22 protein-coding genes are annotated in these 20,208 nt (G+C 61.5%); 10 read left to right on the plus strand and 12 right to left on the minus strand.

From position 1 onward, the window contains the following. Positions 1-137: 137 nt before the first annotated feature. Genes ubiV through ubiT form a run of 3 tightly spaced genes read right to left on the minus strand, consistent with a single transcriptional unit; the run spans position 138 to position 2,538 of the window. Entirely contained in the window at positions 138-1,061 is a 924-nt protein-coding gene (gene ubiV, locus FAA97_RS19180; protein WP_136600187.1) for a ubiquinone anaerobic biosynthesis protein UbiV, read from the minus strand. Beyond that, positions 1,058-2,035 carry a ubiquinone anaerobic biosynthesis protein UbiU gene (ubiU, locus tag FAA97_RS19185; RefSeq protein ID WP_136600188.1) on the minus strand — a complete coding sequence of 326 codons (978 nt, stop codon included), beginning with the start codon at positions 2,033-2,035 and terminating at the stop codon, positions 1,058-1,060. Before ubiU ends, ubiV begins: the two co-directional genes overlap by 4 nt. After that, positions 2,026-2,538 (minus strand): ubiquinone anaerobic biosynthesis accessory factor UbiT, encoded by a 513-nt coding sequence (ubiT, locus tag FAA97_RS19190; RefSeq protein WP_136600189.1) that lies wholly within the window; start codon positions 2,536-2,538, stop codon positions 2,026-2,028. Before ubiT ends, ubiU begins: the two co-directional genes overlap by 10 nt. Positions 2,539-2,645: 107 nt before the next feature. On the opposite strand from ubiT, the gene FAA97_RS19195 reads away from it, so the two are divergent. Together FAA97_RS19195 and FAA97_RS19200 are read left to right on the plus strand one after the other, a co-directional pair. Beyond that, positions 2,646-4,163 (plus strand): UbiD family decarboxylase, encoded by a 1,518-nt coding sequence (locus FAA97_RS19195; RefSeq protein ID WP_136600190.1) that lies wholly within the window; start codon positions 2,646-2,648, stop codon positions 4,161-4,163. Positions 4,164-4,165: 2 nt separating this feature from the next. Further along, positions 4,166-4,735, plus strand: a complete 570-nt coding sequence (locus FAA97_RS19200) for a UbiX family flavin prenyltransferase (RefSeq protein WP_136600191.1) — start codon at positions 4,166-4,168, stop codon at positions 4,733-4,735. Between the two features lie 19 nt (positions 4,736-4,754). On the opposite strand, the gene FAA97_RS19205 is transcribed toward FAA97_RS19200, so the two are convergent. From FAA97_RS19205 to FAA97_RS21125, 7 genes are all read right to left on the minus strand, one after another. Then, positions 4,755-5,945: an NnrS family protein gene (locus tag FAA97_RS19205; protein WP_136600192.1), complete on the minus strand. Its 1,191-nt coding sequence runs from the start codon at positions 5,943-5,945 to the stop codon at positions 4,755-4,757. 1 nt (position 5,946) lies between these two features. After that, positions 5,947-7,167, minus strand: a complete 1,221-nt coding sequence (locus FAA97_RS19210) for an NnrS family protein (RefSeq protein ID WP_206110067.1) — start codon at positions 7,165-7,167, stop codon at positions 5,947-5,949. Beyond that, positions 7,164-7,913, minus strand: coding sequence for an ABC transporter ATP-binding protein (locus FAA97_RS19215; protein ID WP_136600193.1), 750 nt, complete (start codon positions 7,911-7,913; stop codon positions 7,164-7,166). The genes FAA97_RS19210 and FAA97_RS19215 overlap by 4 nt, the downstream gene beginning before the upstream one ends. After that, entirely contained in the window at positions 7,910-8,719 is an 810-nt protein-coding gene (locus FAA97_RS19220) for an ABC transporter permease (protein WP_136600194.1), read from the minus strand. Before FAA97_RS19220 ends, FAA97_RS19215 begins: the two co-directional genes overlap by 4 nt. Before the next feature lie 9 nt (positions 8,720-8,728). Beyond that, positions 8,729-9,769 (minus strand): ABC transporter substrate-binding protein, encoded by a 1,041-nt coding sequence (locus FAA97_RS19225; RefSeq protein WP_136600195.1) that lies wholly within the window; start codon positions 9,767-9,769, stop codon positions 8,729-8,731. 140 nt (positions 9,770-9,909) lie between these two features. After that, a complete protein-coding gene (locus FAA97_RS19230; RefSeq protein ID WP_136600196.1) occupies positions 9,910-10,386 on the minus strand; it encodes a hemerythrin domain-containing protein in 477 nt (158 codons plus the stop codon). 10 nt (positions 10,387-10,396) lie between these two features. Beyond that, positions 10,397-10,552 (minus strand): hypothetical protein, encoded by a 156-nt coding sequence (locus tag FAA97_RS21125; protein ID WP_168801053.1) that lies wholly within the window; start codon positions 10,550-10,552, stop codon positions 10,397-10,399. A gap of 125 nt (positions 10,553-10,677) precedes the next feature. On the opposite strand from FAA97_RS21125, the gene FAA97_RS19235 reads away from it, so the two are divergent. From FAA97_RS19235 to FAA97_RS19260, 6 genes are all read left to right on the plus strand, one after another. Then, positions 10,678-11,223: a cytochrome c oxidase subunit 3 gene (locus FAA97_RS19235; protein WP_136600197.1), complete on the plus strand. Its 546-nt coding sequence runs from the start codon at positions 10,678-10,680 to the stop codon at positions 11,221-11,223. Positions 11,224-11,231: 8 nt separating this feature from the next. After that, positions 11,232-11,507: a cytochrome C oxidase subunit IV family protein gene (locus FAA97_RS19240; protein WP_136600198.1), complete on the plus strand. Its 276-nt coding sequence runs from the start codon at positions 11,232-11,234 to the stop codon at positions 11,505-11,507. A 155-nt stretch (positions 11,508-11,662) separates the two neighbouring features. Beyond that, positions 11,663-12,115 carry a c-type cytochrome gene (locus tag FAA97_RS19245; protein ID WP_136600199.1) on the plus strand — a complete coding sequence of 151 codons (453 nt, stop codon included), beginning with the start codon at positions 11,663-11,665 and terminating at the stop codon, positions 12,113-12,115. A 28-nt stretch (positions 12,116-12,143) separates the two neighbouring features. Continuing rightward, a complete protein-coding gene (locus tag FAA97_RS19250; RefSeq protein WP_136600200.1) occupies positions 12,144-13,490 on the plus strand; it encodes a nitric-oxide reductase large subunit in 1,347 nt (448 codons plus the stop codon). A gap of 62 nt (positions 13,491-13,552) precedes the next feature. Beyond that, positions 13,553-14,356: a CbbQ/NirQ/NorQ/GpvN family protein gene (locus FAA97_RS19255; protein WP_136600201.1), complete on the plus strand. Its 804-nt coding sequence runs from the start codon at positions 13,553-13,555 to the stop codon at positions 14,354-14,356. Between the two features lie 9 nt (positions 14,357-14,365). Next, a complete protein-coding gene (locus FAA97_RS19260) occupies positions 14,366-16,264 on the plus strand; it encodes a nitric oxide reductase activation protein NorD (protein ID WP_136600202.1) in 1,899 nt (632 codons plus the stop codon). A gap of 71 nt (positions 16,265-16,335) precedes the next feature. On the opposite strand, the gene hemN is transcribed toward FAA97_RS19260, so the two are convergent. Further along, positions 16,336-17,688: an oxygen-independent coproporphyrinogen III oxidase gene (hemN, locus tag FAA97_RS19265; protein WP_136600203.1), complete on the minus strand. Its 1,353-nt coding sequence runs from the start codon at positions 17,686-17,688 to the stop codon at positions 16,336-16,338. 196 nt (positions 17,689-17,884) lie between these two features. Here hemN and FAA97_RS19270 point away from each other — a divergent pair, with 196 nt between their 5' ends. After that, complete coding sequence (locus tag FAA97_RS19270) at positions 17,885-18,166, plus strand: DUF2249 domain-containing protein (RefSeq protein WP_136600204.1); 282 nt, start codon at positions 17,885-17,887, stop codon at positions 18,164-18,166. A gap of 83 nt (positions 18,167-18,249) precedes the next feature. After that, the gene (locus tag FAA97_RS19275; RefSeq protein ID WP_136600205.1) at positions 18,250-18,774 is read left to right on the plus strand and encodes a DUF2249 domain-containing protein; all 525 of its coding nucleotides are present in this window, start codon (positions 18,250-18,252) and stop codon (positions 18,772-18,774) included. Here the strand turns inward: FAA97_RS19275 and FAA97_RS19280 are convergent. Further along, positions 18,738-19,982 (minus strand): NnrS family protein, encoded by a 1,245-nt coding sequence (locus FAA97_RS19280; protein ID WP_168801054.1) that lies wholly within the window; start codon positions 19,980-19,982, stop codon positions 18,738-18,740. The genes FAA97_RS19275 and FAA97_RS19280 overlap by 37 nt on opposite strands. Between the last annotated feature and the right edge of the window lie 226 nt (positions 19,983-20,208).

Raw genomic sequence — 20,208 nt, forward strand, 5'->3', positions numbered from 1 at the left:
GAAATAGACAAAACTGATATCACCAACCGACATCACAAGGCGCACGCCCATGTCGGGTGCAACAACCCCACAAGCGTGAGCGCGTCAATCGTTGGCACCGCCACGCTGTTTCGAGCTTGCGGTAATCCAAACCCCCGTCACTGGGATTGGGCCACGCTCTTTGCCCTCGATACCCAGGCTGCCCCTTCGCGGGCATGGTAAAAGCCATTCGAGAATGTCGCTCCGGGGTAGCAATGCCCAATGCGTGCCGCGGCCTCGTCAGTCTCCATCCGGCCCGAAAGCGTCTCCTGGAAGATCGAGGCAATCCGCACCATGTCGCAGTCCTGCGGCGAGAGACGGAAGGCGTTGACCCCCGCCTCTTGCAAGTCCTTCAATTCGTTGAGCAAGAGCTGGCAGGTATGCGACATGGTCTGCACGCCGTTCAGCACGAGAAAGGACTGGCGGTCGAGCGTCCTGATCGGCAAGCCGTCCGGCTCTTCGCCGCAGACGAACTGGCAGTTGTCCTTGATCCTGCCTTTGGAGCGGGCATGGGCGCAGCGGGCCGATATGGCGAGCGGCATGCGGCCGAATACCATCACCTCGAAGGCAACGCCGCTTGCCTCTGCGGCAATTCTAGCGATCGACTGGAACGGAAGTTCGGGCGGCAGGCAGATGCGTTCCGCTCCACGCTGTGCCATCAGACGTGCCGTCGGGCCGTTATAGACATTGACCAGGGGGCCGACGAGGTGTCGTTGACCTTTGATGAGATTGATGGCGGAGAGGTCGTTGACCTCTATGGCATGGTCCGAGGTTTCGATCAGATCTTTGACGATACGGCTTTCGCGTTCCAGTGTAACCAGTGCCAGCGAGGAAAAGGCGACGGTTTTGCCCGCCTTTTCGAGGCGTTCGACCACCTCTGCCAGGTGCGGCTCGATGAAATGCTGGCGTTTGGAGCAAACGGTCTCGCCCAGAATGACCCGCTCGACCGGTGCCTCGTCTGCGATCTGAAAATAAAAATCGCGCCATTTCGGTCCGTCCCAGAGATAATAGACGGGGCCCAGGGTCAATTCGCTTATGCTCATCTCCAGCGCTTCTCATAGGCGCCGATGGTGGTCTTTTGCCCTTCGCTTAACGCTCGCAGCCGGGCCAGCAAGGGGCCGCGTCCTGCCGGTTCGGTCGCGAGCGCCTGGCGCAGCGTCGATACGACCTCCGCCACATAGGCCTTGCCGCGCTGGCGACCCTCGATTTTCAAAGCGGAGACGCCGGCATCCTTCAGGGCTTCGATTTCGCCCATGACGTCGAGCGATACGGGGTCCTCGAAGGCATAGCCACGCGCGTCGCCAATGTCGAAGCGTCCCTTGCAGAGCGTGGGATAGCCTGCGGCCTCTCCATGGCTGAAGCGGTTGATCGTGTAGGGGCCGAGTTCCGACACCATGTCAGCGCCATCCTGGCGGTATCGGACATGGCTGGCCGGCGAGCAGGCGCCGTTCATGTTGGGCGATTTTCCAGTGGCATATGACGACAGTGAGCAGCGTCCCTCGGCCATGACGCAAAGACCGCCGAAGACGAAGACCTCGATCTCGCATTTGACCTTTCGGCCGATGCGGGCGATGTCGCTGATCGTCAGCGTTCTCGGCAAGACGACCCGCTTGGCGTCGAAGGCTTCGACCAGGAAGTTGATCGCTTCCGGGTTGGACGCGGAGGCCTGGACCGACACATGGAGGCGCTGTTCGGGATAGTGCTCCCTGACATGCGCCATGAGGCCGAAATCGGCAAGGATCAGTGCGTCGGCACCGAGGTTCACCGCGTCGGCCGCCGCGCAGTACCAGATCTCTTCATCCCCGGCCCGCATGAAGGTGTTGAGAGCGACGAATGTCATGCAGCCCTTCTTGCGGGCATAGGCAATGGCGTCGCGCAGTTCGTCGCGGCTGAAATTGAGGCCCGGGAAATTGCGCGCATTCGTCTCGTCGCGGAAGCCGCAATAGACAGCATCGGCGCCAGCATCGACGGCTTCACGAAAGGCAGCCGGTGTGCCCGCCGGACAGATCAGTTCCATCCCTGCATCTCCTTCATCGACTGTCTGCGGATTTCCTCGGCCATCTTCTGGATCAGGCCACTTGCCGGTCCGCCAATGCGCGCAAGGTCGCGCGGCAGGTCGATGTCGCAATCGTCGAGGGCGTTTCGCATCGCAAGCATGGCCTCCATGTCGCCGATCACGCTGAGATCGCGAGAGAAGAACAGGGCATCGGCATCGCAGCGCCCCTCGAGAAGCGCGAGCAGGATGACCAGAGGTGCCTCGACGCCCGCATCTGCCGTGAACGCCTCGCCTTTGCGGATCACAGTCAGGCGGTGTGTGTCGGGCTCGACCAGGAATACAAGGGGCAGGTCTGTCGGGGCAAACGAAAAGCGGCTGTTTTTGTATTCACCCAGGCGCGCGAATATGTCGCCATGGGCCAGAAGCAGGAGGCTGAAAAGGCGGCGTGCCACGCGCTCGATTGGCATGAGCGGCATAAGCGGCATGGCCTTGAGCGGGAGAGCCAGAAGAGAGGGTATCTGCATTGCGCCAATTTTGATGGTTGAACCGGCGCAAACCTAGGGGAGCGCCCCAGCATGCAGATTGCGCCAGCGCAAAGACGGGAGCGAATCTGCGGTCCATAGCGGTTCGCATGACACAGATCGCACCGCCGCGTCGCTACGACGGCCTTCAGGCATTCATGCGTGAACTGGAAAGGCGAGGGCAGCTTTTGCGCATCTCGCAGCCGGTCAGCCTCGTCCATGAGATCACCGAAATTCACAGGCGGGTGCTTGCCGAGCGCGGCCCGGCCTTGCTCTTCGAACGTCCGGTTCGGCCGGACGGCTCGATGTCAGAAATACCGCTCCTCGCCAACCTGTTTGGCGCGCGCGAGCGGATCGAACTCGGCTATGGCATCCCGGGCGGCAAGATCGGCGATCTCGCGGAGTTGCTCGCCGAGTTGCGTGAGCCAAGGCCTCCGGCCTCGCTCCGGGATGCCTTGAAGAAACTGCCTGTGCTTCGCTCCGCCATGGCGCTCGGATGCCGCCGGGTGGGAGAGGCCGCATGCCAGGAGGTCGCCTTCTTAGGCGAGGCCGTCGATCTCAATAGGTTGCCGATCCAGTGGTGCTGGCCCGGCGAACCGGCGCCGCTGATCACCTGGGGGCTGGTCGTTACCGCATCCCCCTCCGATCCAAAGGACGTCAATGTTGGCGTCTACCGGCTGCAAGCGATGGATCGCAGGCGCCTGATCACGCGCTGGCTTGCCCATCGCGGTGCTGCCAAACATTTTCGGCAGTGGCAGGCCTTGGGCCAGGATATGCCGATTGCGGTGGTGATCGGTGCGGATCCCCAGACCATCCTGTCAGCCGTCATGCCGCTGCCCGAAACCATGAGCGAGCTTTCGTTTGCCGGCGTGCTCAGAGGAAAGCGCAGCCGCGTGGTGCGGGCGCTCACCCAACCGCTCGACATTCCGGCTACGGCTGAGATTGTGCTGGAAGGGACCGTTTCGGTCACAGAGACAGCTCCAGAGGGACCTTACGGCGATCACACCGGCTATTACAATTCCGTTGAGCCGTTTCCCGTCATGACCTTGAGCGCGATGACGATGCGTCGCGACCCGGTTTATCTTTCGACCTTCACGGGCCGTCCGCCGGATGAGCCTTCCGTGCTCGGAGAGGCGATGAATGCCCTGTTCCTTCCCCTGGTGAAGCGTCAGTTTCCGGAAATCGTCGATTTATATTTGCCGCCGGAGGCCTGCTCCTACCGGGCGATCGTCGTCTCGATCGACAAGCGCTATCCGGGGCAGGCGCGTCGGATCATGCTTGGGCTGTGGTCGATGCTGCCGCAGTTCAGCTATACCAAGCTCATCATCGTGGTCGATCCCGATGTCGACGTGAGGAACTGGAGCGATGTCATCTGGGCGCTTTCCACACGCTTCGATGCCTCCCGCGATCTCGTTGTGGTGGATGATACACCGATTGATTATCTCGATTTTGCCTCACCGAAACCTGGGCTTGGAGGAAAGCTCGGTCTTGATGCCACCAACAAGCTCGGGGCCGAAACAGATCGGCAGTGGGGTCGGGTTCTGCAGATGACGCCGGAGGTCGCAGCGCGCGTCGATGCGATCTGGGGTGATCTCGCACTTGGATCCGTCAAGACGATGGCAGGGTAGCGATGGTCCGGCGTGTCATACTCGGTATTTCCGGCGCTTCGGGAGCAGCCATCGGTGTTCAGATCGGCCGGCTGCTGGCAGCCATGGATGATGTGGAACTGCATCTTGTCGTCACGTCGGCTGCGCGCCGGACGATCGCGCATGAGGCGGGCAACGAGGCGCTTGGGCGGCTGATCGGTCTTGCCGATCACTTCCATCCAGAAAGCAATATCGGTGCCTCGATTGCCAGCGGCTCGTTCCGCACGGCCGGCATGATCGTTGCGCCCTGTTCGATGCGATCTCTGGCCGCGATCGCAACGGGGATCACCGACAATCTTCTGACGCGTGCCGCCGATGTACAGCTCAAGGAGCGCCGTAGGCTGGTGCTTCTTGCCCGTGAAACGCCGCTTCACCTCGGGCATCTGCGCAACATGGTGGCGGTGACCGAGATGGGCGCCGTCGTCATGCCGCCGGTGCCCTCCTTCTACCGCAATCCCGCGACCGTGGAGGAGGTGGTTGCCCACATCGCAGCGCGGGCCGTGGATGTTCTTGGCCTGACGGACATGCCGTTGATACCAGAGTGGCGGGGGTGAGCGTGCAGTCGCCCCCCGCCTATCCTTTCCGCGCAATCAACGGCATGTAGAAGGCAATGTAGCTCAGGAATGCGACGATCCAGGCCAGGGCGGCAATCGGCAGAAGCAGCATGGTGTGCTGTGGCGAAAGGGCGACGAAAATTCTCAGCACTGCAGAAAGAACAATCGGCGCGTAGACAAGCCAGGTCGTGCTGCGAGGCGAGGTGAGCGCCTGGCCCGTATGCCCCCGGGTCGCGCGGGTCATTACCGCCAGCGTCACCACCCCGATCCCGCCTGTGGTCCAGGCATGGATGCCCGCGGAGGCGAGGCCGGAGTGGTCCAGGACCATGGACAATCCGGTCAGCAGAAAGCCGACGGGGATGAACAGGTAGCCGACGTGCAGGATGGTGACGAGCGGTTCGCGCAGCGTCCGTTCGGGACACCATCGGGCCTGCCTGATGAGATGTGCAAGGGCGGCGAGGATCATCAGAGCGCCAGCAGCGGAGCGGAGGGTCTCCACACCTCCGGCGACGGTGACCCACAGTGCAAGCGCCAGTCCTGAAAGGATCATGACGACAAGATCGAAGCGGGAGAAATTTTCAGGCAGTCGTCCGGGATTGTTTGCCTTCAGCCAGTTGCCGGTAAAAGCAGGAATGATGCGGCCTGCGACAAGGGCGATCAGGATGAGGATGGCCGACAAGGCGAGGCGGTCCGCCATTTCGACGCGACCATAGCGGTCGATTTCGTAGTGGAAGAGGATCTGCGCGGCACTCAGGAGAGCAAGAACGGCGACGATCTTGTAGTTTCGCCGGTTCGATGCCGCGAGCAGTTCCTTCATAACGACAATGGCGAGCACGGGCAGGAAGGCAAGGGCGGCAAGCGTCGCGGCAGGCAGGCCCGTCCATTCCGAAAGACTGATGGCGAGCCGCCCGGCCATCCAGAGGAGAAACAGCGCCAGAAGAGGCAGCCCCTTCAGACCTGGACGGCCGGTCCAGTTTGGCACGGCGGTCAGAAGAAAGCCCGCGATCACCGCCGGGACAAAGCCGAAGAGAAGCTCGTGCTGGTGCCAGGCAAGCGGGGGCAAGAGGGTTGGAACATGCATAAAGCCCAGAAACCACGGAACCCAGATCGCAATCGAGAGGGCGGCGATGAGGGCGCTGCCCGGAAAGAACAGGCGGAATCCGCCTGATAGCAGGCGCTTGGTGATGGAGGGGCTGGGAAGTCTCGTCATGTCAGCACCTTTCCTGGTTCACCGTTTGCGGCGACCAGAGCAGAGGAATATAGGCCGTAGCCCAGAGGAGGAAGGAAAGCGAAAAGAGCGTCGATGCCAGCGCGTGGGGCCCAAGGGGCAGCGCGAGAGTTGGGGCGAATTCCGGCAGGATGCGCAGAAGCACGGAAAGCACGAGCAGCAGGATCGACAACCGGGTTGTCGGGACAAAGCGCAGCGGTTGTCCGGTATGAAGCAGACCGGCAATCGAGAGAACCTGCAGGACGCCGAGACCGAGGCCTCCCATTAGCGCCAGATGCAGGCCGCCGAGCCAGGGCAGGGGCAGGCCGATCAGGGCGAGGCCGCAGACAAGAAGGCCGGTGCCGGCAAGCGCGCTCGATAGCCACAGACCACCAAGTTCGAAGGACAGGCCTTCGCGGCCGACAAAGCCTTCGGCGACACGGTCGAGAAAGGCAGCGCCCGCCGCCAACATCAGATAGCCGCGCACGGCGTCCGAGAGCGTGGTTGCCTCTGCGAGAATTACCAGCATGGTCAATCCCGCCGAGAGATGCACGCGGCCGGGATGCGGTCTATAGGGCGAGGTCTTTTCCGTCGGGTCGAGGATCAGATTGGTGACCGGCACGGTGATGCGGGCAAGGGCGAGACCGAGCAGGCCGAGAAGCGAAAGGCCGAGAATTCTGATCGCGCTTTCCGAGAGATCGTAGGCCTCGAAGGCCATGGCGATCCGCAAAAGGGCCGCAGCCGCAGCAAATGCTGAAAGGAACAGGATAAAGCCCAGGAGATCGGTGCTTTTCTTTATCCAGGACAGATTGAGCGCATAAATCAGCAGGAACAGTATCCAGGCCTGATCGAACAGCAAGCCGAACAGCCAGCCGTTTTCGACGGCGAGCAAGCCGAGGACACGGGCGCCGCCCCAAAGACCTGCAGCCAGGAACAGGGGACGACCGCTGAGGCGTTGCGTATCCGTCCATTCCGGCAGGGCAGAGGTCAGAAAGCCCAAAAGCGCGCCTCCGAAGGAACCGACCAGCATTTCCTGGGCGTGCCATTGGCCGGGAAGGGAGGTGGTGGCGAAGGGCAGATCGAAAGACCAGACGACCACCCAAAGAAATGGCCAGACCGCCGCATGCAAGGCTGCAAGCGGGAACATCAGCCTCAGCCCCTCCGCGGACATGGCCGTGGCAAGATCGGTCGAGGGCCAGATCCGCATGTCTGGGAGTACGCTCATGCCAGCCTCCGCTCGTCATGCTCGTCCACCACAGCAAACAGCGGATGATCGGAAATGAGCCTACGCGCCGTCTCGAAGATCATCTTGTCACTGCGGTTTCCGGGCGCTTCGGGAACGGCGACGCAGTCGAGAATTCCATGGCCGGAACGATCAAGCACTGCAATCCGGTGGCAGATCCGCAGCGCTTCGTGAATGTCATGGGTGATGAACAGCCCGCCCTTGCCGCTGTCGGAGACCGTTGAGACGACGAGATCCTGCATTCGCCTGCGCAACGCGGCATCGAGTGCCGTGAAGGGCTCATCGAAATAGAGGAAATCGGGGTTGCCGACGAGCGCGCGGGCGAGCGCCGTGCGCTGGCGCATTCCACCCGACAGCTGCGACGGAAATTTCCGCCAGTCGCTCTCTTCCAGCGACACGCGATGACAGGCAGCCGCAATTCTCGTCCTTTGCTCGGCCCGAGACAAACTGAGGCCAGACAGGCCAAGCGCGACATTCGTTTCGACTGTCGCCCAGGGAAGGAGGCGTGGCTCCTGAAAGACGAAGGCGCAGCGGTCATAGTTCCTCACGATCTGCCCGTGGCGCGGGGCAATCAGCCCGGCGGCGATCTGAGCGAGCGTGCTCTTGCCGCAACCGGAGGGGCCCACCAGGGCGACCATCTCCCCTTGCTCGACGTCCAGGCTGACGTTTTCGAGAACGGCGCGTCCGAGAAAGACATGGCCAACGGCCTTGAGCTGAAGAAGGCTCATCGGCGCACGCCCCAGGGTTGGGCGGCTTCCCGCCACGCCTCGGCTTCGGCGCGCAAAGGCTGAACAATTCCATATTCAACGCCGATCAGGGCGATGACCGACAGGAGGATCCAGGCAAGGGCTGCCTCTACATCGAGTGCGGACCGGGCATTGGCGAGTGCCCCTCCGATGCCGCCGGCATTGGCCAGAAGCTCGGCCATGACGGCCGCCTTGAAGGCTGTGCCGAGCGCCATGACCAGAGACGGGAAGAGGGCGTGCAGCATTTGCCGCAGCGATATCTTGACCAGGCGCGCGAGTGGCGACAGGCCGGCCATGCGGGCCATGTCTTCCAATGCCCGATCCCGCGTCTGGATACCCTCGGCGGCCCCCACAAACACAAGCGGCAAGGCCGCGATGGCTGCGGTCGCGATGACCGTGCCGGCACCCATGCCGAACCAGATCATCAACAGAACGATCCAGGCGATGGGCGGCACACCGATCAGCAATGTCACCTGCGGACGCGCAAGGCGCATGAGCGCCGGGTGATATCCGGCAACCACGCCCGCGATCGTCCCAAGGACGGTCGCCAGTGCGAAACCTGCAATTGCTCGCAGGCTGGTCGAAAGCACCAGCAGCCGGTTGTCGGTGTCTGCGGCCAAACCAAACAGAGTCCGGATCGTCGCAGCCGGGGTGGGCAGAACGAAGCTGCCATAGGCTTCGGCGCCGAGCTGCCAGACCGCCGCAAAAACCGCGAGGCCGGCGAGGCCCGCCCAGCCGGACCAGAAAAAGCGGCCTATCCTGCCCACACGATCTGCAAAGCCCTTCATGTCCCGGCCTCAAAGATAGAGGGAGGCGTCCGGCATGCGACCGCCCACCATCTCGGGATGGCTCTGCGCCACCGTTCTCAGCAAGGTTTCGATCGACCCACGTGCGTCGAGCGCGTTCATGGCGACGAGGTTCGAATAGGGGATCGACGCCTCCAGCACCGGCCAGGGCAATTCCAGCGCCGATGCGGCCTGGCTCGCGGCGGCTGCAGGATTGGCGTTCACCTCGGCTGCCGCCTGCTCAAGTCCGGCCAGAAGCGCTTTCGCCTGGCCTGGATGTGCGTCCAGGAAGCTCTGCGTCAGGGCAAGCCCCGCCTGCGGCATGACCGGCGTCGTTGCAGTGACAATGCCCCATTCCCGCTGCATGTCGAGCACCCGGTACAGGGGCTGACCACTGGCCTTGGCCTTGAAGATGGCGGCTGAGACTGCGGGCTCGGGCAGGAGGGCCGTGTCTATGCGGCCGGCAAGCAGCATCTGTACGGCTTCGATGGGCGAGCCCGCCCGCTCCACCTCGACCTTCCCCTCCATCCGATGACGGGCAAGGGATGCGTCGAAGACGAGTTCCGGCGTGTCATTGGGGAAGGGCACCGTCACGCTTTGACCTTCGAGATCGGCAAAGTCGGCAATCTTGTCATTGCGCGACACGACGTAAAGGAGGCCATTGGTCATGACATTGGCCAGTTTCAGGCCAAGTCCCCGCGTGTGCAGGTTTGCCGCTACTGTCGTCGGCATGACGACCGCCTGCATCGAACCGGAGGAGAGACCCGCCCGCATTTCGTCTGGCGTCCGCCATGTCTTGAACTCCACCTTGTCGGCGACATCGCGGAGCAGGCCCTTGCCGACCGCATAGGCCAAAGTGATCGAGGGACCGGCGGGCGGTCCGTAGAGCACGAGGCTTTCAAGCGATGCGGCGTAGGCGGACCTGCTGAGGAAGGGCAGGGCCAGCGCTGAAGCGATGCCGGTGCAGACTGCACGGCGGGACACATCACGACTGAGGTCGGATGCGAGCCCAGCCGACTTCGTCCAGTTTTCTGCGGCGTGGGCATTCGACATGATGGTCTCCGTAAACATGATATACACAGTCATGTTATCTGGCTTTGGCACTGGCTGTTTGTCACAGCGCAAACTGAATGGAGATTGGTTGGGCTAACCGGTCGCGCGATGGGAGGAGCACTGGGGCGCAATGACGACCATCAGAATGCGGATGCCGGCAGCTCCGGTTCCATGTTCAGAAGTTGCTGCAGCAGCATCTGCTCTGTCGTGATGTGGCGTCTGACTGCTTCCTGGAAACCGCGCACCATATGGGCGACCGTGTCGAGGCTCAGTCTGCATTGCTTGCGGGCGACGGCAGTCAAGGTCAGGGCCAACTCCCGTGCGGCGCGTCGGTCGACGCGATGCTCCGACTTGACCTGATCGAGGAGAAGTGAGCCGAAACAGGATCCGGCATGCAGTTCCAGGTCCGGATAGAATTTCTGCTCTTCGAGCGTCTGTGCTGCGGCGACCATCGGCTCGATGTGCCGTGCAACTTTCTGGATGCCGCGCGGGACCTCTCCTGCTGCAAAGTCCGCGGCCAGCTCCTCCAGCCTCAGGCAGAGAAGGAGCAGATCGCGGTGTTTGTCCTCAAGCGCCCTGACCTCGGTCGCCGTGAGGTTTGATGCAGTCGTGTCCATGGTTTTCTCCTCACTGTTCGAGGAACAGGATCACGCCGATGGCCAAAGACGCCAGAACCGCGGCGAGTGTGCCGCCGCCCTGCAATACGCCCATACGTTTCAGCATGAGGGCGAACCCCATGATGACCGGTGTTGCGACAACAAGGCCAATCTGTGCATCCGTCATCTCGGATCTCCGTTCCATTTCGTCCGCACTCTGCCTTGTCTTTCGTCAGACTTCTTTGCGCTTCCACAAAGAGAAACAGGGTTTGCTCGCTTAAAGGTCATCCCGACCCAAAGGGAGATGCGACCATGGCGATGCAAACCAGCCTCCAGGAGGAGGCAAAGGACGACCACCTGCTGCTCTGGATCCTGGTGTGGAGCGAGCTGATTGCCTTCGGCATCCTGATCCTTGGCTTTCTGGTTGTCTCGACCTTCGAGCGGGAGGCCTTCGAGCTCGCCCGGCTGCATCTGCGCTCGGGTCTTGCCGGAGCCAATACGCTGGTCCTGCTCATCAGCGGCTACTTTGTCGCCGTGGCGATGCGACAGCGGAATGATCTCGACACGGTGAAACGGCCGCTCACCATGGCGGCGCTTCTGGGCTTCTGCTTCGTTGCCATCAAGCTTTTCGAGTACTGGGGCGAGGTCCGCTACGCTCAAGACGCGACGCTCGACACCTTCTTCGAGCTCTATTTCATGATCACCGGCTTCCATCTCCTGCATGTCTTCTTCGGCGCCATCGCGCTTCTTCTGATCGCCTGGCGGCCGGGCCGGGAAAACCTGGTTCTGATCGCCAACCTCTGGCACGTGATCGACCTCGTCTGGCTGGTCATTTTCCCCATCCTCTATCTGGCGTGAGGACCATCATGACCCGCAGACAACATGAAGAACTGGCTGGTGTGCTTGCCATGCTGATCACCTTTGCGGTTGGTGGCGCAATTGTTGCGGCGCTCGCCGGTCCGACAATCGTGCCGATTGCCGCCGTGCTCGCGATTGCCTTTGCCAAGGGCCGGCTCGTGGTTCTCGACTTTCTGGAACTCAGGGGCGGCTATCATCCGATGAGGATAGCGCTGATCGGATGGTTGTGCGTGCTCCTCGTGGCAGCCCTCTTACGGTCCGTGCTGGTTGGGTTCTTCGGCTGAACATTCGCGCCGTTGCTTGCCAAAGCGCAAAGAACAAATCCCGTCGCTCTCTATGAAACAGAGGTCCCGCAAAGCCGGCGAGGGGATCGTCGAGGGCTTCAAGGCGGGGAAACAAGGTCGGGCCTTTCAAGCTCGGCAGACGGAAGGACAAAGGCATGGCAGAGCGCCTGACCAAGACCGGAGCGCGCAACGTCTTCTATGGCGGCTCCATATTCTTTTTTGCGATCTTCGTGGGGCTCACCGCCCACAGCCACTATTACATCCGCACCACCTCGACGGATGAGACGACGCTCACCGACAGCGTCGCTCGCGGCAAGCATATCTGGGAAAAGCACTCCTGTATCAACTGCCACTCGATCCTGGGCGAAGGGGCCTATTTTGCGCCTGAACTCGGCAATGTCTGGACCCGCTGGGGTGGCCAGGACGACCGGGACGGCGCACGCGAGACGCTTCGCTCCTGGATGGCGGCACAGCCCTCTGGCGTCGAAGGTCGCCGGCAGATGCCGCAATTCAATCTGACCGACGAAGAGATCAACGACCTCGCCGACTTCCTCGAATGGACCAGCAAGATCAAGACGCAGAACTGGCCGCCGAACGAGGCGGGCTGAGCCCTTCGTGACCCAAGGAGACATCACCATGAAATATCAAAGCCAAAAGGTCGCGATGCTGTATTTCTACGGCGCGCTTGGCCTCTTCGTTGCCCAGGTTCTGTTCGGGGTCGTCGCGGGCACGATCTATGTCCTGCCCAATACGCTCTCCGAGCTCCTGCCTTTCAACATCGTTCGCATGATCCACACCAACGCCCTGATCGTCTGGTTGCTGATGGGCTTCATGGGTGCGACCTATTATCTGCTGCCGGAAGAAGCGGAAACCGAGCTTTACAGCCCGAAGCTTGCCATTGCGCAGTTCTGGATCTTCCTGATCGCCGCTGCCGCCGCGGTCGTCGGTTATCTCTTCGGCATTCATGAGGGGCGCGAGTTTCTCGAGCAGCCCTTCGTCATCAAGGTCGGCATCGTCATCGTTGCCCTGATGCTGCTGTTCAACGTCACCATGACGTCGCTCAAGGGACGCAAGACCGTCGTCACCAACATCCTGATCTTCGGGCTCTGGGGTGTGGCGATCTTCTTCCTGTTTGCCTTCTACAATCCGATCAATCTCGCCCTCGACAAGATGTACTGGTGGTACGTCGTCCATCTCTGGGTCGAAGGCGTCTGGGAACTGATCATGGCCTCCGTGCTCGCCTTCCTGATGATCAAGCTCAACGGCATCGACCGCGAAGTGGTCGAGAAGTGGCTCTATGTCATCATCGGTCTGGCGCTCTTCTCGGGGATTCTCGGCACGGGTCACCACTATTACTGGATCGGTGCGCCTGGCTACTGGCAGTGGATCGGCTCGCTCTTCTCGACGCTGGAAGTCGCGCCTTTCTTCACCATGGTCATCTTTACCTTCGTCATGACCTGGAAGGCTGGCCGCAAGCACCCGAACAAGGCAGCGCTTCTGTGGTCGATCGGCTGCTCGGTCATGGCCTTCTTCGGCGCCGGTGTCTGGGGCTTCCTGCACACGCTGTCGTCGGTGAACTACTACACCCACGGCACGCAGGTCACTGCTGCGCACGGGCACCTCGCCTTCTTCGGCGCCTATGTCATGCTCAACCTCGCCATCATGGCCTATGCCATTCCCGAAATGCGCGGCCGCCAGCCTTACAATCAGTGGCTCTCGATCGCGAGCTTCTGGATGATGTGCACGGCCATGTCGGTGATGACTTTCGCGCTCACCTTTGCCGGTGTCCTGCAAGTGCATCTGCAGCGCGTGCTTGGTGAAAGCTACATGGCGGTTCAGGACCAGCTGGCCCTGTTCTACTGGGTGCGCCTCGGCTCCGGTGCCGTCGTTTTGATCTCCGCGCTGATGTTCGTCTGGGCCGTGTTGATGCCGGGCAAGGAAAAAGAGCCTGCCTTTGGCGGCTATGTCGAGCCCGCTGAGTAAAGCAGTGGCCCCGCTGCTTTCCAAGTGGCGGGGCCCTTCCGAATTTTTGAAGGATCAGCATCATGAACATCATCGCCCGTAAAATTCAGCCTGATATCCCGGCCTACTCCCCCGCCGGCAATGAATGCGCTCTGTTCGAGACAGCCTGGACACGGCAACTTCCGCTTCTCCTCAAAGGTCCGACAGGTTGCGGCAAGACCCGCTTCGTCAGCCATATGGCAGAAAAGCTCGGCCTGCCGCTGACCACCGTTTCCTGCCACGACGATCTGGCCGCTGCCGATCTCACGGGGCGCTTCCTGCTCAAGGGCGGAGAGACTGTCTGGGTTGACGGACCACTGACCAGGGCAGTCCGTGACGGCGGTGTCTGCTACCTCGACGAGATCGTGGAGGCACGCAAGGATGTGGCCGTCGTGCTCCATCCTCTCACCGACGACCGACGCATCCTGCCACTGGAACGCACGGGCGAAGAGCTTGAAGCGCCGCCGGCCTTCATGCTCGTCGTCTCCTATAACCCCGGCTATCAGAGCCTGCTCAAGGCGCTGAAGCCTTCGACCCGCCAGCGTTTCGTCGCCATCGAATTCGACTTCCTGACCAAGGCGCGGGAGATCGAGGTCGTCTCCGCAGAAAGCGGACTGTCGACTGTTGCGGTCGAGCCCCTCGTCGAGCTCGCCAGACGTCTGCGTGCGCTGAAAGGTCACGATCTGGAGGAAGGGGTCTCGACGCGTCTGCTCGTCTATTGTGCCAGCCTGATCGATGCCGGTCTTTCTCCGCGCGACGCCGTTCGCGCCGCCATGATCGAGCCGCTGACCGACGAGCCCGACGTGCGCACGGCGCTTCTGGAACTGGCACAGGCGGTCATCCGCTAGGAGAATGTCATGCTGGACTTTCTGGAGCTTGAGGAGACGGTCGGGCGTGCCTGGCACAGGCTTGCCGGCGATACGCGCACCTGGCCGCGCTACCCCGAAGCGGCTGTCATGCTGGAAGATGTGCTTCCGGTGCTCTCCGTCTGCTTTCGCGGCTTCGGGGGCGAAAGGACGGTGCAACTGGTGCCCGCACGGGGCAAGACCTCGCAGCACCGGCTGAAGTTTCGGCAACGGATGGGCCTTGGCGAAGAGAAGCTCATCCATCCGGCGCGGGACGAAGCAAGCGTAATGCTGCCCCCTGTCCTCGACCTCATGCCGGAGCAGTCGCTCAATCTCGACCTCTATGTCTGGCTCGCGGCTGCCATGGCCGTGATGCCGCTGCAACCGATGACCGACGGTGATCCGCTCAAGGCCGATCTTGCCATGCTGGAGGCGGCGTCGGCACTCGAGGAACAGGTGCTGCAGGCCTTTCCCGGTCTTGTCGCGCGCTATCGCCGGCTTTGCCTCGCTCTCTTGTCGGAGCGCCGGCGCGGCTCGCTGCCGCGGGTGGAAGGATTGCTGGAGGACCGCATCATCGATCTCCTGCGCCGTGGTGCCGGACTTGCGCCTCTTTCGGCAGGGGATGACATGCCGGGGCGGGCGCCCCCCGGCTATCTGCCGATGCTACCCGTGCCACTGTGGCCGCAGGCGGTCATCAGAGACGAGTGGAGCGGTCGACAGGAAATGGACCAGCCGGTCGGTTCCAATCAGGCGGAGGCGCAAGCGGCTGGACGCCATTTGGCGATCCGCGAGAAGGATTCCGCCGCCAAGGGTGAGCGCAGCCCCTTCATCCTCAATCGTTTCGAAAAAATCCTCGCCATGGCCGAGATGGTCAATGTCGAGCGCCCTGCCGACGACAGTGACGACCACGATGCCTCAGCGGCCGATGAACTCGACGAGATGGTGCTTGGCGAACGAAAAGGCCGCCCTGCCGCGAAGTTCCGCTTCGACCTCGACCTGCCGCCGGAAGCGCTCGTTCATACCGCGCTCGAGGCGGAACTCACCTATCCGGAATGGGACTACCGGCGCGGGGTCTATCTGAAGGATCACTGCCGGGTCATTGCCGGTCCGGCGTCCGACGCCGGCCTTTCGCCAGGCCCGTCGCCGGAGATGAAGGCCCTGGTTCGTCGCGTGCGGCGCCAGTTCGAGGCGATGCGTCCGCGTCACGAGATGCTGCGTGCACAGGTCGACGGTGCCGATCTCGATCTCGATGCGGTTGTGCGCAGCCGGACCGAGCTTGCCGCGAGCGGCGAATGCTCTGACCGGATCCATCTCGCAAGCCGGCCGCAGGCGCACGATCTTGCGGTGACCCTGCTTGTCGATGTGTCGCTGTCCACCGACGCCTGGTTCAACGACCGACGGGTGCTTGACGTAGAGAAAGAGGCTCTATTGGTTCTGGCCGAGGGGCTTGCCGCCTGTGGCGATATGCATTCCATCCTGAGCTTCACATCGAGACGGCGCGACTGGGTGCGTGTCGAGACAATCAAGGACTTTGATGAGCCGATGAACGCGCATGTGCGCCACCGCATCGCCGCGCTGAAGCCCGGTTACTATACCCGGATGGGGGCAGCCCTTCGCCATGCGACGGCCAAGCTTGCCGAACGCCCCAACCGCAAGCATCTGCTGCTGGTGCTCACCGATGGCAAGCCGAACGATGTCGATCATTACGAGGGTCGTTTTGCGCTTGAGGATACACGTCGGGCGGTCACCGAGGCGCGTCGCCGCGGCATTCATGTCTTCGGCGTCACCGTGGACCAGGATGCCAAGACCTATGTGCCCGCCGTCTTCGGACATCACGGTTATGCCGTGGTGCCTGATATCCGGCGCCTGCCAGCCGCTTTGCCGCAGATCTACCGCGCGCTCGTTCGCTGATCCGCGATCGCGCAAAGGGAAAGCCCGGACCGAGTGATCGGGCCGGGCTTTCTCGTGTTCGTCACGCTGCACTACGCCGCTGTGGCGTGGGTTCTTCCCGCTTCGCCGAGATAAGCATCGAAACAGGAAGCAACGGTTCTGACCAGGAATCTGTGCTCGGTATCCACCGTCAGCATATCGCCGCGCCAGTTCACGATCCCTTCCGCCAACAGGCCCTGAAGCGGCAAATTGTCGGCGCCAATGCTCTCGTCTGGAAGCGCGAAGCCATCCGGCATGGCTGCGAAATCGATCTGGAAATCGCACATGAGCCGCTCGATGATAAAGGCTCGGACGCGATCCTCTTGGGTCAGGCGATAGCCTTTCGACGTGGCCAGTTCGCCGGATGAAATCAGATTCGCATAACGTCCGATCGCGACGTCATTCTGCGCGTAACCCTCCGCAAGGCGCCCGATTGCCGATGAGCCGAAGCCGATCAGTGTCGATGCATTGTCGGTGGTGTATCCCTGAAAGTTGCGATGCAGCGCGCGGTGATCGGCTGCGATCGAAAGCTGATCCTCGGGAAGCGCAAAATGGTCGAGACCGATGCGGCGATAGCCGGCTTCGCACAGCGTCGCCGCGATCGCTTCCGCCTGCGCGTGTCGCTCATGGGCGTCGCCGAGCGCTGCCGTATCGATCAGGCGCTGATGCTTCTTGAAGGCCGGGACATGGGCGTAGCCGAACACGGCGAAGCGGTCCGGCCGCATGGCCGCTGCAATCCGCGCGGTGTCGATCGCCGATTCGACGGTCTGATGTGGCAGCCCGTAGATCAGGTCGAAGTTGACGCTTCTCGCACCCGCCTTGCGCAGGTTTGAAAGGGCCGTTGCCGTCTGCTCTGCGGACTGGATGCGATTTATCGCCTTTTGCACCTTGGGATCGAAACTCTGCACACCGAGGCTCGCTCGCGTAATCCCCGCGGTGCCGAGGGCTTCTGCCATTTCGACGGTCAGCGTTCTCGGATCGATTTCCACCGCAAGCTCCGTCGTGGCGCCAATGCCAAAGGCGGCGGTCAAGGTGGCCGTGAGGTCGAGAAATTCTTCCGGCGTTATGATGGTGGGCGTGCCGCCGCCGAAGTGGATGTCGCTGACCTCCTGTCGCCGTCCGATCGTCTTTGCCACCAGTCCGATTTCCTGTTTCAGCACGGTCAGATAGTCGAGGATCGGCGCGTCCTTCTGGGTGATGGTGGTGTGGCAGCCGCAATACCAGCACATGGATCGGCAAAAGGGGACGTGAAGGTAAAGCGAAACCGGCTCGGCTTGCGGGACGGCCATCAGCCAGTCGCGATAGGTGCCAGCTCCTATGCTGGCGGAGAAGCGCGGCGCGGTCGGGTAGCTCGTGTAACGGGGCAGGCGGCTTTCGCCGTAACGGCGGATAATCTCTGCGTTCATTGTATCGCTCCGGTTTGATGCCGTCACGATAGTGCCGCGCGCGCGCGTTTCGTTGTCGAAAGGCAAAGAGGAACATCACTTTCAAGGTTTTGCTTGTCGCAGCACAACGAAAGATCGGGGCAGGTCTTTATTCAAGGTGATGCGATGCGGCCAAGCTGCAGAAGACAGACACACTTCCATTCAAGAAAGCGACCGAATGACCGTTGCCGAAGACCATATCCTCAAAATCGATGTGCGCGAAATTCCCCGCCCCGAAAGGCATCCCCGCATATTCGGGATGCTGAATTCGCTGGTTCCGGGGTATGATCTGATCCTGACCGTCGATCACGATCCGGTGCCGCTCTATTACCATCTCGAGATGCACTATGACGGCATGTTCGACTGGGAATATCTGTCCCGCGGCCCGGAGATCTGGGAAGTGCGGATTCAGAGAAGAAAACATGAAGGCTGCAACTGCAATTGCGGCGGCGGTCATTGAATTGTGCGCGAGCGACCGGTACCCATCGGTTGCTCCGCTCATTCCGGGTCAGATCGTAGCCGATTGGCAAACAGGGAGGTCACATGTCGACGGACGTCATTTGCAGAGAGCTTGACGTGCGGCCCATCCTTCGGGAGGGCGGTGAGCCATTTCCCGCGATCATGGACGCGGTGCGCGCCTTGCAGCCGGGAGAAGGCCTGCGACTTCTGGCAACCTTTCAACCCGTTCCGCTGTTGAGCGTGATGGCCCGACGCGGCTATTCCGCCAAGCTGACCGAGTTGGAGGGCGGCGATTGGGAGGTCGTGTTCTCTCCGGCCCCAGAGGCATCCGCGAAAATACTGCATTCTCTTGGGGCTGAAGAAGCAGCGGCTTGGCCCGATCCCCTTTGGCGGGTGGACCTCACTGAGCTTGAGCCTCCGGGGCCGATGGAAAAGGTTCTGTCCCTGATCGAATTGATGGAGCCGGGGGAGGTTCTGTTTGCGCTTTTCTCCGACGAGTCGCGGTTTCTCGCCGCCGAGCTGGAAAAGCGCGGTCACCAGTGGGTCGGCAATGTGGATGCGACCAAGGGTGCCTATCGTATGCTGATCCGCGTTGGCGGAGAGGGCTGACGGCCTGGCTTTCGCATCACGCGGCACAAGGGGCCTGCGTTGTCCCAGAGGAAGAAAACGAAACCCGCAATCCACAATAGGCCAGATGTCAGGATGAGGGCCTCGTAAGGTCCCGGTAGAAATTCGGCAGCGCTGCGGAAGCCTGCCGAAAACAGCAGACATGGAACGGACAATCGCATCGGCCAGGATGAGCTTTCATTCCTGCCGGTATGCAGTCGGATAGAGCGGTTCATGATTGCGAGCATCATGCCCGAGACGGCACCGATGGCAAGAAGGTGCAAGGCTAAGACCGGACCCGACATGCCGAGCGCGGTTGCTCCAATGCCCAAGAGCCCGAGCGGGATGAAGGCGTAGGAGATCTGGATCGCTACAATCATCGAGGATCGTAGGACAGCTGGCCTTAACCAGGCTGAGGCGCGACGGACATGCAAGCCTGCAGCGACAATCGCCGCAATTGCCGTCAGGGCGCTGAAGGGGGCAAGCGTCCAAAGGATTGCTGCGAACAAGGTCGTGCCGACGACGATGCGGTCGATGACAGGACGTGCAGGCGCAAGGCGTGGCCTACCTCTCTGGGCAAGCCAGTTGTTGGTGAAGCTCGGGACAAGCTTGCTGGCGGTCGACGCGATCAACACGACGTAGACAGACAGTCCAGCCCGTGCCCAGGCACTGACATCGCCTCCGGTGATGGCGGCGGCATGAAACCCGAGGTTCAGACAGGCAAGGAGCGAGACCGCAAGGATCGGTTTGCCATCGCCGATCCGCCTCGCAACCCAGGCCTCCTTCAGGCAAAAAAATGCAAAGAGGGGAAGGAAGACCCCGTCGATCACCACGGCCACGAGGACAATGTTTCCATCGACCAGAAACATCGAGATCCTACCTGCAAGCCAGACCAAGGCGAGACGGGCAAGCGGTGCGCCTGAAAGCGGAAAGCGACCCGTCCAGTTTGGTACGGTTGTCATCAAATAGCCGATGAGAACGGCCGGCATGAAACCGAAGATCAGTTCATGCGCGTGCCAGGCCGAATGACCATAGGTGTCTGGAAGGTCGAGCAAGCCCTTACGGGCCAATACCCAGATTGCCATTGTCGCAACGGCCCACACACCGGCCGCAAGATAGAAGGGTCTGAAGCCGTAGGAAAGGAGAACCGAACCATCGCGAGCAAGGCCGCGGGGAATGCCGCCACTGGACGATTTCTCTGGGTCTGTCACGGATTTGACCTCGTCAAAAATGCCGATCGTGTTGCTGCAAGATGCTTTTGAGCAAAGTAATTGATCTGGATCAACGCAACTTCTTTGTTTGCTCAACTAAGTAGGCGGCCTAATGTCGCACTGCAGCCTCTGAAGATCTTTGTTCCAGGTCAAATAGAACGGTGCGTCTTGAAGTAAAACAATACCAACAGTTCGGGCGAGACGCCCACTGATGGATAGGAGAAGA

Origin of the sequence: Peteryoungia ipomoeae (genome assembly GCF_004912165.1) — a bacterium.
In the GTDB taxonomy this organism is placed as follows: domain Bacteria; phylum Pseudomonadota; class Alphaproteobacteria; order Rhizobiales; family Rhizobiaceae; genus Allorhizobium; species Allorhizobium ipomoeae.